Raw genomic sequence first — 14,592 nt, 5'->3', positions numbered from 1 at the left:
GAGGTGAGCCAGTGCACCCTTGCTCTGGGCGAAACAGCCCATCATGACTGCCTGCCGGCGCAAATGCTGGCGCAAGATTCGATGTGATCCAATCCTACGGAAGAAGCAACTTGCCCCCACGGAGCGGCCACTCAAAACCTGCAGCGCCGGCTCCGTCGGGGCAGCGCGCGAAGGTGAGGCCAGCCCAGCCGTGGCCACCCCGAATGCCAATATTGCCGGTTTGGCTCTTGGCGTAAGGCGAGACGTGCCGATTGATCGGCGACATCGCAATCGACGTCCGTCTTTGCCTTCCATCAAGCGCGCTTGCTTCGCCTATAGAACTATCGAAGGTGTAAGCGGAGCAGAACACCCTCCTCAATATTCATGCAGCCCATCACGATATCGCTTGCATCTGTGCAAGCAAGGTAGCTGCCTCGGAAGGTCCCAGCCCAACGATGCCCACGAAGCCCGGTGGCGGCATCGGAATATCCCGCTTGATGGGCTTCCAGAGATGCAGGCAGTACCGGCTGTTATTCACGTATTGCGAATGGGGCGGATGCAGCTGCATCACACATTCCTCTTCGTCCCAAAACAGGTCCTTGACGAAGCACATCTCTTCCCAGTTTGGACAACGCCGTGGTGTCGAGACGGAGACATGCTCCCAGCCTGGGCGGACGAGTGCGGTGATGTTGAGCTGACAGCCACAGGGCCCTTGCACAAGAAATTGGCCGCAAGGACCTGATCCAGGAGCGCTGGCAAGTCGGCCCGATCGTATGCGGCCCGCCTCAAGCTTTTCTATGATCTGCGATCGCACGCTGTCTCCTTTGCTCCGCGCATATCGTTGAAATCCACATAGATGACGTTGTTCTGCATCTCATCAATTGGCGCCAGCTCGCTCCTGAGCCCCAAGCTCAAGCACCATGGCTCGGCATACTGATGCATCTTCACCCATCGGTTAAGCAAGCGGTAGACGTCGAGCATCTACTGCACTCCACTGAGTTCTGTTGAACTCTGATGCCTCCTCTCCACATCTCGACCAAGCCGTCTCATTGTCATAACAACTCAGTGCTTGCCCTGCTCCTCTACACCGCCTGCCTTCAGGCGCCAGTGGCTGCACGACAAGGTGAGCTTGATCGGACTTCTTGCTATTCAATGAGCGTAGGCGGCCCGCCCATCTCGCCCACCGTTCAGGCTGACACAGAGAGACGCTGGACTATGTCGCTGCTCATATCCCATCTCCGGTGCATTGAGACCTGGCAAGTAATCCGGAGTGGCGAACAGCCTATCTAGCCCCCTCACCCGGGTTTGGTCGCAAACGCGATGATATCCCGATCGATCGTGCCTCCCGATGTACTACTTAGGCATTCGTATCCTCGCTGCCCGCCGAGCCTGAAACAGTGGCAATAAGTCATCTGTGTGGCGCCACGGACCAATTCTACGCCTAGCAGCCGACTAGGGCTGCCATCGTCTGGGTAGCCAATTAGCGGTTCATTGATAATTTGGACTGCCTTGACGCCGAGGCTCTCCATGCGATCCGGGGTCAGACTCATCTTGACACTTCTCGCCTCACCGACGACTTGCGACCCGATGTGACTCATGAGTCGCTCTGGAAATGCAACCGCTCCAGCTGTATCATCGATAACTTTAAAAGGACTAATGTACCGCAAGACACGGTGCAGGATTTACGCCAATAGCGAAGCGGTGGGATCTCGGCACCGCGCTTGCAATGTGACAGAAGCGCAGGTGGCGCATTCACAGGGACAAGTGTTTCGGCGCGACTGATCGCTCTGCCCGCTGCCCGGTCGGGTCTAACTGGCCGTTGATGCGCGCGTACGGCCTCAGACATTTAACTTGCATGACATGCTCAAGCCGAGCGCGGCTACATTTTTGAAGGGCAACATCGCAACTGGCCCGATTATCGCAAGAGAGTGACCAACTGGTCGGGTGGACCGCTTTGTAGAGTTCGTGTCGGCTTATCTTGCAGCGATCGTCGATGCCGCGCCCAAACGTCACTTAGACCGATCTTCGGGGCGACAATGACGCCTCTGCGGCCCCACAACACATCCAGTCTATTTCGATTTCTCGCATCACGCTTCCAACTACAGGTGAACGACTGGCGATGACCCTTCAATTTCACCGAGCCATCGAGCATCTGGAAGTATGGAGCGCAACGGAGGATGGTTTCTCATTTGTGATCACCTATGAGACCCCGACCGGTCCCGGCTTTCACGGACGTTCCGGCTATGTGGCGTCTTGGCGACCACTTGGCGATTGCCGTGGCGCCATAAAAGTTGGTGGTTCGCCCTTCCGAACGTTCGCCACGGCTGAGGGGGCTTGCAACAGAATGCTCGAATATCTGACGGAGAAGAACTGATGTGAGGCTGAACGTCCACTGCGCCGCAGACCGCGGGTGCACCGTGCTACGGCAGCCTTGGCCAAGACAGTCCTGCCAGCCCTGGCCATGGAGAACACCTTCCTTAGTTGTCTCACCAGCCGACTTCTCGCCCAGCCGCCCAAAAAAAAGGTTCAAGTTCATTCACTATGCGCGCGTACGCACACGCAAACAGAGACTCTCAGCTGCAAAAACATCGTCGCGTTGATCGAGCAACTCCGAGAATAGCGCCAGCGAATGAGGACACGCCAGCTCGTGCAGGCATGCTTCTGATGAGAGGTACGCGTTGTCGTGTCGGTGAGGTCGAAGACGTCAATGTTGCGAAACCGACAATGCCCTCGCTAAACCACTCCCTGATGTGGCTCGGAAATCGCCTCAGCTCATATGATTCAGCGCTGCGACCCTTTTTTGGCTTGGCATGCAGATTGCTGAGGATGACAGTCGCCCGCGATGCGACGTGGCTTTCGCTGAAAGCCGCTCTGAGGCAAATCTCCCGGTAGCTCTAGATCAGTGTAGGAAGAACGCGTGCCCATCAGACAGCCGATGCTCGAACGCAACACTGCCTATCGCAGCTCGCATATTAATGCTTCGCAACCGCGGAGGGTCTGGAACTACGGGCTGATTGCTGCGCTTCTTTTCAATGCGCTGCTCTGGGCTGGGATATGGTGGGCGGTCGGCACGCTCTTTTACTGAAATGCACTCGTCAAGGCATGCATCCCGGCAGCCGCGAACTGCCAAAGCGCCCCGCCGCCTCAAGGCCCGACAGGTAGTCGACGATCCCGCCTTTGGCGCATGCTGCGGCTTCAGGACTGGCTTTAGGCCTCTTAGTAGACCGCGCGTACGTAGCTTGCAGACAGTCGAATTGAGCGCGGCATGGCTCACCATCCAGCGTCCGGCCGGAGAGCCCGAGGGCGCTACGCAGCTAGCGGCGGAAGTCAGATACTCGGTCGATGCGGTCTTCAGCCAGGGAATAGACCTGCCTGCCCTTGGCGACCCGTTCGAGGTTCTGTCGAGAAGCTGCGGAGCACTAGAACTGCCGGCTGGGGTCTGACTCGCAATCGTTCATGCACGCCCGCCACTCTTGGGCGCGCCGCGCCAGGTTGTCATACTCGTGGCGATGTTGAACAGCCGCCGCGCCAGCTTTTCCGTCAGCCAAAAATGCCCATTCGCGTTGCTTCCGCATGGCCTCGCCAGTGATCGGGATCGCAGAGATTTCTTTCGGATTCATCGCGCTGAACATGCAAGCTGCAAAAATGCGATGTTGGTGCTCCGCACATTTACTTAATCCGATTTGCCCGGCTCTGTCCAACATGTCCTTCTGCAAACAATCTCCCCCGTCCCGAGTCACCAACATTCTATTCCAGCGTCCTGATCAAACACAGACGCTACGTGCACTTCACGACGCTCCGGATTAGATCATGGTTCTTTTCAGACACAAACTCGCAAACACCGCGCCCGTCCCGCAGTCCTACATAGCCCGTAGTCGATCGCCGTTCTGTCAAAAGTGAGGCGATTCGTCCGGCACACTCCGCTTACGGTTCGCGCCAGAACGCGCTCAAATGTACAAGTTCAGACAAATTCACACATCGGATTTCGAAAGGCCTTGAATCGCACGTAGCGTTAGATTGTAAGATCCTCGCAATTGGTGCCTCACCCACACTCTAGACCGCCCTGAGAGATAATGAGAACTGCGCATGCCTCGCCCTCTACACTCACCCCGCAAGGATCAGTGGGCAACGCACTGTACCGAAATGACGCTCGTCTGACATATCTGGTCGGGGCCCGGCGAACACGCGAGATCTCGTCCAATGACCTCCGCATCTCTTCGGTGCGTTCAAAAAGCAGTTTGGCATCTTACTCTCAAAACTTAATTGCGCTTTTCTTCCCACAGCAGTCCCAGCAGACTGCTTCGGCGCAAACTCGCGGGATGACGATCTCGTCATGCTGGCTGTAATCGTGGTCTAATGAAACCGTCGGTTCGCACGTACGAGACAAGCGCTTCCCTCCGCCATTAACGCCTTGAATGTTCCAGCCTGTCTCTCTGGATAACAGGCTGGATCGCGCCTGGCGCACGATCACCAATACCGAACACGTACTCTTGAGGAGGACATCGTGGCTCTCACACAAACAATGCACTGGTATTTGCCGCCAAAAACTATCTGGTATGCAATCCTCTTTGTTGTTAGCGTTGGAATTGTATCTTTACGCTCCGAACTGGCTGCCGCGGGAGATCAGCCCCCGACCGACGCGGAGAAAGACGCTTGCATACAGGACGTGTTTCGCCTGTGTAGCAACCACATCCCGGATGCCACTGCGATCACCGCGTGCCTCAGAGCCAAGCAGGCAAGCTTGAGTCATCAATGTCGCTACGTCATCTCCGCTCGCGACAGCGCCAGAGCAAAGCCAGATTTGAAGTGAGGTATGGCCAAGCATGAGGCACGTTCACTCGGCTCCCATACTGCGGCGTCCCACAAAACTCATCGACTGTCGATGACAAGATTCAGGCGTCCAGTGGCCTGCGGACGTGCGGACGATCATCGTCCGCATGTCGATTCCGACTATCATCGCAATCACTGGAGACTCCACCTGTAGGGGGCTGTTGATGCAAGCACCGGTTACTAAGTTATCTACCTACCTGCGCCTGAACGCCAATCGAGGAGCGGCCCCTTCAAATGAAGGCTGGGTCACATCGACCATCGATAACTTCTACCAGAGGCCATGCAACCCGTCACGCCCCTCACAGTGAAGGATTCAGCGCCGTGCGGCGTGCAGCAGAAGAAGACGCGGTCAATTAGGGGACACTGCGCGCATGCGTTGCAGTCCAAATCGCCTGAATTAATCTCATAAAGATCTTGAATCTTGCGTAGCGTCAGGTTGTAGGATCGCCAAGCGAAGCTGAGCCGCGCAGACCTCGACGACGAACAGGAGGTCCGACCGGAGCGGATAGCGGCGCTGCATGGGCCTACTATGGAAATCGCGGTCCTTTCCAAGTGCCCGGGTTTTTGAACGCAGAAAGGAGACTCCAAAGTGATGCCGATCTTATGGTGCTCGACTGAGAGCACCGCATTTAGCCGACGCCATCCCGCAACCGTCGAGTTCGGATCGAGCCGACGGGAGCACAGCCTTTAGGTAGGCTATCAGCAGAGAACAAGCGTGGAGTCGGCAGGAAGATGAGGTGGACCGGCGGGTTGAGGCCGCACTCGCAAGCGCAACCGGACAATTGGACTACGACAAAGCGGCGCAGAACAATGAACGCCCTCCAATCGATCATTAGCAAAGTTGCCACCCGCGCCCCGCTGACCCACGAGGAACCCGCGACAGCCCTCGACACCATGGTGTCGGTCCAAGCGCCCTCCTCGCAGATGGGGGGATTATTGATGGCGATGCGCGTGCGTGGCGAAACCGTCGAAGAAGTGGTCGGCGCTGGTTACGCGATGAGGAGCACAAATGGTGCGAGTGAGTGCGCCACCCGATCGCGTTGACATCGTTGACACAGGCGGAGACCTGTCGGGCTCGCTCAACGTGTCAACACGCGCCTCCTTTATCGTAGCTGGGGCTGGCGTGACCGTGGCCAAACCAAGGTACCCGCGCGGTTGCCTCAGGACCAGCGCCGCCGAGACGATCGGAGGCGATGGCCGAAGCTTGGGTTCTCAGCATAATGCGAGCGCGTCAAGGAATAAGCCATGACAACGTCACGAATGGAAGAAGCACTCGCCTCTGTGGCAAAGATAGAACACATTATTCGGAAATTTCGGGAGATGATCGATATAGACAGCTCAATCCCTCCAGATTTGAGGGAAGCGCTGCACGCAACGCTTGATAAGCATCTTCTCGCTGCAAAAAGGCGGGCTCTGAGCCATTTATGATGGGGTGGACGCCTGCCGACGGCGCCGATGCGTCAGTGGAGGCGTAGAGCACCACTTGAAGGAAAGCGGCCATCTCAAATGTTATCCCAGCCAAAGCAGTTTCTTCACGCTCGCGGGTGGATCGAGGCGGTCTAACGTTGTTCACGAAGCGGATCAGCCGAGGTTAGGCCTTGGACTTATTCGCAGCTCAGTCGAGTTGCACCGTCGCGTTGGAGGCATGAGGCGAGGCTCATAGGCTCGCCAACTCACTAATTCATCGGCCTTGACCACGAGCTTGGGCTGATCGCGCCGGCCTACGTAAATCCGTTCTGAAGCGACAGAAGAACGATGCGATCCACGTTGAGGCGATTTGCGAACCCGCTCAGCGGCCGAGCATGCATTCGTGGCCGCGAAGAACGAATGGCAAACCTGTTCTAGCGCGAAGAGCATCAGTTTCGCCAACTTACGGATCGAGTGTGTCTGCTAAGCGCGATCCCGTTTGAACTGCGATCTTGTGCGTGCGGCGTCGAAGATTAGATGTCAAACAACCAACTTGACGCAGCCCTTCGATGGAATTCGCCGCTGGGGCGCACTCGAGCCGCCGTTCCAATTCAGCCCGGTTCGCGCAACGCGTTGACCGCCTGCGTTCGCTTCCGCACTAGAAGAGCGCGGGTGTTCACCACATCGCGTGCAGCCTGTTGCTCGGCCGTCTCGATCGGCACGAAGCGCATGGTCCTTCGGGTTACCGCTTCGCTGATGCCCTGCGCGTTCGCCGCATCGGTCTTGCCTCGCTTGACCGTTCGGCATAAGCCGGCGGTATGAGCCGCAACTCACGACTGAGAGCTGCGACTGCGTGCCCAATAGTGCGCGCTACCGCATGCCTCTATCCCCCCAGGTATGGTGGCAGCTTCTCGAAAAGACGCAGAACTTCGCTGCGCCGCCGCTTCCGAACTGGGTACGCCCTCGGCATTCGCTCCGTGAACCTGGAAAAAGTGCTTGGCCAGTTCCAGCCCGATGGTGATAACTTACCTCACGGAGCGGCCCCTCCTTTGTGGCGTTCGAACACGTCCACGTTCCAGCACTTTGATGCGGTTGGAGTGGGCCGCTCCACCACATCAAGTTTTCTGGCTTGTGAGATTGAACAGTGGGGATCCCAAGGAATGATGGCGGCCGCTACTCTCCCAAGAAGTCACAAATCAAAGCCAAAGAAGGACTGTGATCTTGCAGGCGCCAGGGCGCTTTCCGCCGCTCCCTCGGGCAGTTCAGCTTTTCCACACAACGCTGGACTGGATCATCTGAACTGTGTGATGCAGAGAGTCGCGCCCTGACGCCGAGACGGCTAACGGCCGAACAACCTTAAATCAGGATGAGGGTATTGTCTCCGTGAGAAGAGAAGGTCTACTGATCGCCGCACCGATAGCGTCAAAGATCAAAAGCCGGATAGAGGCGGAGCCGAGGAACGGCTGATGCCAAGAACTCTCCAGGAGCAACTTGACCAAGTTGAGCGCGACATCAAGCTGTACATGGAGTTTGATGAGGCAGAGAAAGATCGGTTCGATCGCGAGTCTTACGTGTGGACCGCCGCGGATCGCATCGAGTGGCAGGAGATACAATCCGATAACGCTGAACGACTTCGAGATCTTGGCGAAGAGCGTGACGCATTGCGCATTCATCTTCGTATAAGTGACTTCGGTCGAAAGCCCTTAAGAGCCTTGCACCGTTGACGAGCATGCCCATGCGTGTTCGCAAGGTGCCCACGCGCTCGCTGTCGGCCCCGAATAGATGCGGTTACGAGGCCTCGATCTCTACCGGCTGACGAGAGTTATGGCGCTTTCTGTCGTCGACGAGCCGCGCAACATCTACCGCCCCGACGACATGGCAGGGCCGACTTCGTCTTTGAGAACGTCGGATACCGATCAACTCAAAGGAAACCGCAGCGAGGCGACTAACGCTGTTTCTGGTGCTCGACCGCGGCTGAGGAGACCAGTTGCTCAATTGACTCACGTCTCGCTCGCGCAAACTTGATAGCGCTGCAAATTGAGGCCATCCCGCCGGTCGTGCGTATCGGTGTCGCTCACCAGCGAGTGCGATAAGATCAGGACTACGGCCACAGGCTAAGCGTCCAAGATAGAGGCTAGTGCGGGTCATGATCGTTCCACCTCACTCACTGCTGCTTCTGCAGGCAACTTGTCGACTGTCGCGAGCGCGATCGGCGAAGGAAAATTGTCGATGAAGCCGAAGGCGCAACTTCACTCACGCAGCGCCAAGCGTGGATACGCGCGCACCGAGGCGTGGCGATTTCCGATGTCATCACGTATGTGGAACGGCGGCCGACGCAAGAGCTTTTCAGTCGATTTTTCACACGTGGAACGATGCGGTCATATGTCCGGCCGTTGCGCGCGGCACATATGGCCGCTGGCCTCGATGAGATCCGCGGAACGAGAAGCTAACGCAAGTTTGCGCGGTTGAGCGCAATGGGAGCAGTATCTTCGTTCGTTACGCGATTTCCGTCAGTGGGTTCATCGCCTGTTGTTGCACCTTGCCCTCTGCGGGCTTGCGCCGGTCAGATCGCTGAGCCGATCACTGCGTCACCGTTGTAATCGCCAATGGGTCGGGACGACTTTCCGCCCTTGTTCACAAGCGCCCAGATGATACACGCCGTCTTATTGGTCTGCGCGACGGCGGCAATCTTAGCGGGGTGTCTGGCGAGAAGTCCCTTCAGCCGCGCCGCCCCGAGCGTCGTTTCGGACAATCCGCAAGACGGCTGTCACCCCGACAACGACCAGAGCGGACTTCCGGATTTCCCGTCGATATTCGTCCGAGCCGCTCTTTGCTTCCGCTTGAATGAGACCGCGGTGTCACTTCCAACCAGGCGATGAAGTGGCGAGCCGAGTTGAAGCACATTTAGCACTTTGATGCGGTTGGAGCGCGCCGTTCCACCACATCAAGTTTTTCCAGTCCTGCTCATTCCAATCAGGCCGCATCGACAGACTATCAACAGTCTGAGCACGATTTGTCACCAGCAGGCCAGAAATCCCATCGGTAAAGTGAACCCGGCTTTGACTCGATCTAGGACGACTATAGTCTCAAGCCTCTTAATATCTGGGTTTTCGCTTATCAAGCGACGGGTGAAGTGCTCGTATTCTTCCATATTGTTCGCAGTCACTAGCAGGATGAAATCGGCTTGGCCGGTGACGTAAAATCCGCTCATCACCTCGTTCATCTTGCGGATACCCCGCTTAAAACGATCAATGATGTCGGCGCGATCGCGTTCAAAGAAGATGAAGACAAGCATAGTCACGTTTCGGCCGATTGCTTTTGGCGAGATGATTGAGACATCTGACTCTATCACGCCTTGCCTTCGTAGGCGCTTAAGTCGGCGCTGAACTCCGGATGCAGATAAGCCTACCTTCGCGCCGAGTTCTTCACTGCTCAGGCGATTGTTGCGCTGCAGGAGATCAAGTATACGAGCATCAATTTTATCAATTTCCATGGCAGCATTGCGGCCCGTGGAGTGCGGCTGCCTGGTGCAAGCGTGCGACATGGTTCCGTCAAGCGATCCCGTCATCTTTAAACCTCCTCCCTAGCACCTCTAACGGATCTACGTCTTCAGCTGACGAGCGCCCTTTCGAGTTGGAAGTCTCAATACGGATATGTGGTCGGCTCAGGGACCCGACGGACTCACGAGGATTGACCTCGCCGGTCACCTCGATCAATCCCGCTCACGTGTGAACTTGCTTCGTGGGATGTCGCACCGCCTCAGATTTGAACAGACCACCACCCGACGTCGAGTGCTTGGGGGCGACCAGGCAGATAGTAGGACCCAAGACCCGCCTCTGCATTGCTCCGGCAGCAACTGACTTGGCGAACCGGTCGGCTTCGAGCCACCCTGCCGAGGAGCTTACTCTGGTCTCGTTTGCAGGCCGGTGCAAAGACATCGTGGTTGTTGTTGTGAGCATCCACCAGAAGCTGAGGACTGTGTTGGTTCAGCCCATTACCTTAGCCCCACTTTCACATTCTTTTCCTGCGCAGAGTTAGTGGAACGAATCGAGCTGTCCTGCTTCCACTTTCGGCGAGGCCCCGCTTTCAATCTTCAATATTCCAGATCGGTGTCATTGGTTGCCGGCTCCTGAGTTCAGCATCTGGGTAATCTTCGGAAAATGGACGTTGTAAGACCGTACCCATCTTGCACAGCTTCATGTCAGATTCGGCGACCCACTTCTTGAATACCGAGACGTTCGCGAGCTAAACGGTAATGATCCAAGAACAGATGCTGAGCGCTGCTTCGGCAATTATCGAGAATCAGAGACTGCCAGTTGCCAAAGCACGCTTCTGAGCGAGGCCTGCTCTTGTTCGGCTGAGAGAGGACACGGCGCCCTCTATCGCAGAGATGTTCAATTGCTTCCCGTGTTAATTGAGCTCTTCCAGAATCCCCTCTCTGTTTGCGCGAAGCTTCTGTGGCGGCAAACGCACTTCGGCTAGCTCGCCACCTTGTGCCAAGAGGTGACTGACAGACTGATAGGCGCTCCCGCCGCCCCGTCTCGTTGCGATCAGGTGTCACGCGATTGCAATTTCTGGCCCTTTTTTCGGGCGACCACGATGCTGCGCTTGATGAGGTGCCCGCCAGAAGCAACATCGATCGACGATTGAGTCATCCTCCCGCTGCGTTTCCGCTTGAACGCCCCCTTCCGAACGCTCACCACAAGCACCTCCGTGCCCAGACCGGTGAAAAACTGCAACTCATGAAGCTCAGGACCCGAATGCCCTTTCGGAAGTTCATGGCATTGTCTTACTTGCAAATGAAATCGATTTCAGGCTATGCGTTGTCCTAGCCAAAGTCAAGCATGCTGCAGACTGGGAACGACAATGCCCGGATCGTGCGGGTGGGCAAAATCGGGTAGAAGCGGTGAAGGCCACATTTTTCGGTAAGCTGGCCACTCAGCTATCGGCTAAACCCGAAGGCGCGTTCCTGGAAATCTACGCGCCGTCTTTGCGCTGCCTTCCGGCGGGCTCCATGCTCGTGATGGCAACCTTGCCTGTCGTCGATTGGAACGACTGCCTTTTGCAAAGCTTGCGCACTATTCATAAGACCACATCTGCACAGGTCTACGCAGCGATGGTGATGATCGATCCATTCGCGTGCTGGCAAGATTTTGTCGACGCCCTGAAAGATGCCGGCATATCTGGCGTCATAAACTTCCCACCAGCGTCAATCATCGAACTATCGAGTGCCGGAGAGCCGCATGAGGCCGGGCAGGAGCTCGAGCTTAGTCGGATGGAATGGTTCGGCAGCTCGGGCTTCAGAACAATGTTCGCGGCTACTTGCACTTGTGAGACGACAACCGTGGAGAGTCGGCTGGAGTCCTATCTCGACGGCATTCTTTATTTACCGCCAGAAGCCCTGACCGTGCCGGTCGGCTCCGATATGGAGTTGGTGCACATCAGTCACCGCCAGGGATCGTCGGCGCCGAAGCTGGCGCTCGCGGAACGGATGGTTCTAAAGCGGCCGATGTAAAGCGGTGAGTTCAAGCGATTTCGAGCAGCTGCACTTTTTGGTACAAGCTTTGTAGAGAGCCTCAGAGGCAGTGTCAGTCTTGTGTAGTCAATTTCGTTTTCAGCTTTTCCATTCCACTTGCGTTCCGACAACAGAATGTGGGGATTTGCCGTTGCGCCCAGCAGTCGCCTCTGGATTCTCGCATGAAGATGGCCCTCGAGGCTGTTCTTCGCATTTTTGCTCGCACCGGCCACACACGGCACAGCAGTGATATTGGTTCGAGCTTGGATGACAGAGCTTAACCGTCACCCCTGCCTGTCGGAGCGCAAATACTGCGACCCACACACCGTCTCGCTTGTTCGGTAGTCCAGATAGGAGCGGATCCTTAGCCGACTGGCGAAGCCTCACGCGCCATAAAGGGACCTTGGTACGCGCCTTGCTTGCCAAAGGTGCAAGACCATGTGCTTCGCGCCAGCCGAGCGGGTTACTTCCGCGCGGTGTTCGGTTCCAGACATGAATGTCTGCAACCGAGCAGGATTGAAAAACAACAAGCCCCAATGGCCGCATCCATACTCATAGTCAAGGAGACATAGCATGTCCGGTGTTGCAGGCGCATTTGTGTTGCCTTCAAGCCGCTCAAAGAAGACCGTTTATGATCAGCTCAAGCACATGGTGCCGAAGCTTGAAAACCGAGGACAGGCCGGGTTCGGCGTTGCCGCGTTTATGCATGAAGGAGGCTTTCAATATACGAAATCATGTCGGCCACCACGCAAACTGGCAGGGATTTATCATAATGAGCAGGATGCGCGCTTCAGATCTAATGCAGCAATTGCACACGTTCGCACCCCATCTTTCAGAGGCAAGAGTTACGCTGACTTGGAGCCACTTGACAATCACAAGGCCGGCTTCCGTCATTTGGCGGTTTGTTTGAACGGGGCTTTAGTCAACGCTGATGAATTAAGCGAAGCACTGCGCGCCGAAGGTCATCTGTTTAGCAGCAAGTCGGATGCGGAGATCTTGCTCAGGCTCATCGAACGCATTTGTCAGAGGGATTACTGGCAGCACGCTCTGCCGGTTGACTACGAGACGGTCTTTCAAGAAATCGACGGCCTCATTGACGGAGCTGTCAGCGCACTCTTGCTGGATGGCCTGGGGAATCTGACCGCCTTCCGCAATCGCAGTGGTTTGCGGCCTTTGGAATTCATGCAAACCGAGGACGGCTTTCTACTTTTTGCCTCGGAAAACAGCGCGTTTTCCGGACTAAAAGGCCAAGTCGACGAAATCCAGCCAAGTCACATCAAGCTTGTCAACGGCAGAACGGGTGTTTGCCTTGATAGCTTTGTGGGCCGTGCTCTACATAATCCCAAGCTTTGCGCCTACGAAACGCTCTACTTGGCAAACGCGGGAACGTTGGTGCGCGGACAATCTAATCTGACAACTCGTCGCAATATAGGCATGACCTTGGGTCGCGTTCTCTGGCCCCGATTAACAGTCGAAGCAAGCTCCGCTCCCATAATCGTCGCTTCCATGCCGCGCACCGGTGCACCATATGCCGACGGTCTATTTTCATGCCTGCTCAAACAGCAAGCTGCCATGGTCGAACGAGACGAAGTCATCGCGATAAGCCGTTCTCATCGGACGCTTATTGGCGCGCGTAGCCAGCGCAAATCGCTCATCTCGCAAAAGTACCGGCTCAACGGCAAAGACGTTACAGATAGAATCATCATCGTAGCCGATGAAGCCCTCATTCGTGGCGACACAAGCCGGGCGGTCACGGAAATGCTACTTGGCGCAGGGGCCAAGGCTGTGCATTGGGCAATCGGTTCGCCGCCTGTCGTTGCGCCGAATTACTACGGGATGGGTATAGAGACCATAGATGAGCTAGCGTTCTGGAACGTATGGAAAACTCTACCATCCGAAGCGAGGCAGGAAAGCCTGCGCTTCCATAAGATCGCGCCGCAAACGCTCGAGGTAATCCAACACAAAATCGCTCTATCGATCAACGCTGCTACTGTCACGTATCTGCCCTTTCAAGCTCTCCTTTCATTACTGCCACAGGGCCATGATGGAATCGATCTTTCTGCGTTTACGTTCGAGATGCCGACTCCTGCTGGGCAAAAACGCGCAAATGAAAACTTGAACAGATTGATTGCCGATCCCCTCTACGAAAACGTCTAGTGAATGAGACCACGATGAAACCTGCTCTTGTGTTCGATTGGAATGGTACCATCCTCGACGATGCCGACGCCTTGCTGCAAACCACGAACATCATACTCGGCCGCCTCGGCCGCGCTGCTATCGATATGCAGACTTTTCGCGACAGATTCGACGTTCCACTTTCCGTTTTCTACCGCAATCTAGGAATGTCTGATAGTGAGATCGAGACGGTTGATAGCGATAGCAGTGCCATCTTTCACGACACCTATGAACCGCTGGCGGACAAGGCCCCTTTACGCGCCGGCGCGCGATGCATTTTGGAAACAGCACGTCAACAGGAGATTTCTAGCATTATCGTCAGTAATCACATAGTCGATCCCCTTCGCACCCAATTACGAAGACATGGCATCGACGATTGTGTCGCGGAGGTTCTGGCGTTTGAAAGCCGGGCTACTCAATTTAAGAGCATGAGCAAAGGGGAGCGGCTTCGTCGATATATGCAGGCATACAATCTGAACCCCAGCTCAACTTTCATCATCGGGGACATGCCTGTCGAAACGGATATTGCACGCGATCTTGGCTTGATCAGCATAGCCATTACGGGCGGATGCGTATCCGAGTCGCGTTTGCAAGCGGCGCAACCAGATTATCTCATTGAGAACCACCATACGCTACTGACCATTCTGCGGGACCGCGGTCTTTTTGAAACCTCATAATGAGGCACG

At 56.0% G+C, this 14,592-nt stretch carries 11 protein-coding genes and 2 pseudogenes; 8 read left to right on the top strand and 5 right to left on the bottom strand.

What is annotated here, in order from left to right; genetic code table 11:
* Positions 1–373: 373 nt before the first annotated feature.
* Together P0R31_RS05275 and P0R31_RS05270 are read right to left on the bottom strand one after the other, a co-directional pair.
* Entirely contained in the window at positions 374–697 is a 324-nt protein-coding gene (locus tag P0R31_RS05275; protein ID WP_430516802.1) for a DUF7694 domain-containing protein, read from the bottom strand.
* 77 nt (positions 698–774) lie between these two features.
* Positions 775–960: a hypothetical protein gene (locus tag P0R31_RS05270; RefSeq protein ID WP_157286246.1), complete on the bottom strand. Its 186-nt coding sequence runs from the start codon at positions 958–960 to the stop codon at positions 775–777.
* 1,138 nt (positions 961–2,098) lie between these two features.
* Here P0R31_RS05270 and P0R31_RS05265 point away from each other — a divergent pair.
* Positions 2,099–2,353, top strand: coding sequence for a hypothetical protein (locus tag P0R31_RS05265; protein ID WP_260380589.1), 255 nt, complete (start codon positions 2,099–2,101; stop codon positions 2,351–2,353).
* 1,045 nt (positions 2,354–3,398) lie between these two features.
* Here P0R31_RS05265 and P0R31_RS05260 read toward each other — a convergent pair.
* The gene (locus P0R31_RS05260) at positions 3,399–3,695 is read right to left on the bottom strand and encodes a hypothetical protein (protein WP_275513126.1); all 297 of its coding nucleotides are present in this window, start codon (positions 3,693–3,695) and stop codon (positions 3,399–3,401) included.
* Between the two features lie 1,924 nt (positions 3,696–5,619).
* Between P0R31_RS05260 and P0R31_RS05255 the strand changes: the two are divergent.
* The 3 genes and pseudogenes from P0R31_RS05255 to P0R31_RS05245 all read left to right on the top strand — a co-directional run.
* Positions 5,620–6,007: pseudogene (locus P0R31_RS05255) on the top strand (anthranilate phosphoribosyltransferase); the annotation flags it as partial.
* Between the two features lie 491 nt (positions 6,008–6,498).
* A pseudogene (locus P0R31_RS05250) lies at positions 6,499–6,626 on the top strand (IS110 family transposase); the annotation flags it as partial.
* A 1,056-nt stretch (positions 6,627–7,682) separates the two neighbouring features.
* Positions 7,683–7,940: a hypothetical protein gene (locus P0R31_RS05245; protein ID WP_157286251.1), complete on the top strand. Its 258-nt coding sequence runs from the start codon at positions 7,683–7,685 to the stop codon at positions 7,938–7,940.
* A gap of 994 nt (positions 7,941–8,934) precedes the next feature.
* Here the strand turns inward: P0R31_RS05245 and P0R31_RS05240 are convergent.
* On the bottom strand, positions 8,935–9,120 hold the full coding sequence (locus P0R31_RS05240; RefSeq protein ID WP_275513125.1) for a transposase: 186 nt from the start codon (positions 9,118–9,120) through the stop codon (positions 8,935–8,937).
* Positions 9,121–9,232: 112 nt separating this feature from the next.
* Positions 9,233–9,709, bottom strand: coding sequence for an Lrp/AsnC family transcriptional regulator (locus P0R31_RS05235; RefSeq protein WP_157286279.1), 477 nt, complete (start codon positions 9,707–9,709; stop codon positions 9,233–9,235).
* A gap of 1,072 nt (positions 9,710–10,781) precedes the next feature.
* On the opposite strand from P0R31_RS05235, the gene P0R31_RS05230 reads away from it, so the two are divergent.
* The 4 genes from P0R31_RS05230 to P0R31_RS05215 all read left to right on the top strand — a co-directional run bounded on the left by P0R31_RS05230 (position 10,782) and on the right by P0R31_RS05215 (position 14,583).
* Positions 10,782–11,048, top strand: coding sequence for a hypothetical protein (locus P0R31_RS05230; RefSeq protein ID WP_157286253.1), 267 nt, complete (start codon positions 10,782–10,784; stop codon positions 11,046–11,048).
* A 74-nt stretch (positions 11,049–11,122) separates the two neighbouring features.
* Positions 11,123–11,731, top strand: a complete 609-nt coding sequence (locus P0R31_RS05225) for a hypothetical protein (protein WP_275513124.1) — start codon at positions 11,123–11,125, stop codon at positions 11,729–11,731.
* Positions 11,732–12,304: 573 nt separating this feature from the next.
* Entirely contained in the window at positions 12,305–13,888 is a 1,584-nt protein-coding gene (locus P0R31_RS05220; RefSeq protein WP_275513123.1) for a hypothetical protein, read from the top strand.
* 14 nt (positions 13,889–13,902) lie between these two features.
* On the top strand, positions 13,903–14,583 hold the full coding sequence (locus tag P0R31_RS05215) for an HAD family hydrolase (RefSeq protein WP_275513122.1): 681 nt from the start codon (positions 13,903–13,905) through the stop codon (positions 14,581–14,583).
* Positions 14,584–14,592: the final 9 nt, after the last annotated feature.

It is taken from the genome of Bradyrhizobium yuanmingense (assembly GCF_029167105.1).
Classification (GTDB): domain Bacteria; phylum Pseudomonadota; class Alphaproteobacteria; order Rhizobiales; family Xanthobacteraceae; genus Bradyrhizobium; species Bradyrhizobium yuanmingense_A.
This window is presented reverse-complemented; position numbering and strand designations above follow the sequence as displayed.

What these genes read in the sequence shown, in the direction of transcription:
- P0R31_RS05270 (WP_157286246.1), bottom strand. Translation starts at nt 960, where the DNA reads ATGCTCGACGTCTACCGCTTGCTTAACCGATGGGTGAAGATGCATCAG.
- P0R31_RS05265 (WP_260380589.1), top strand. Translation starts at nt 2,099, where the DNA reads ATGACCCTTCAATTTCACCGAGCCATCGAGCATCTGGAAGTATGGAGC.
- P0R31_RS05245 (WP_157286251.1), top strand. Translation starts at nt 7,683, where the DNA reads ATGCCAAGAACTCTCCAGGAGCAACTTGACCAAGTTGAGCGCGACATC.
- P0R31_RS05240 (WP_275513125.1), bottom strand. Translation starts at nt 9,120, where the DNA reads ATGTGCTTCAACTCGGCTCGCCACTTCATCGCCTGGTTGGAAGTGACA.
- P0R31_RS05235 (WP_157286279.1), bottom strand. Translation starts at nt 9,709, where the DNA reads ATGGAAATTGATAAAATTGATGCTCGTATACTTGATCTCCTGCAGCGC.
- P0R31_RS05220 (WP_275513123.1), top strand. Translation starts at nt 12,305, where the DNA reads ATGTCCGGTGTTGCAGGCGCATTTGTGTTGCCTTCAAGCCGCTCAAAG.
- P0R31_RS05215 (WP_275513122.1), top strand. Translation starts at nt 13,903, where the DNA reads ATGAAACCTGCTCTTGTGTTCGATTGGAATGGTACCATCCTCGACGAT.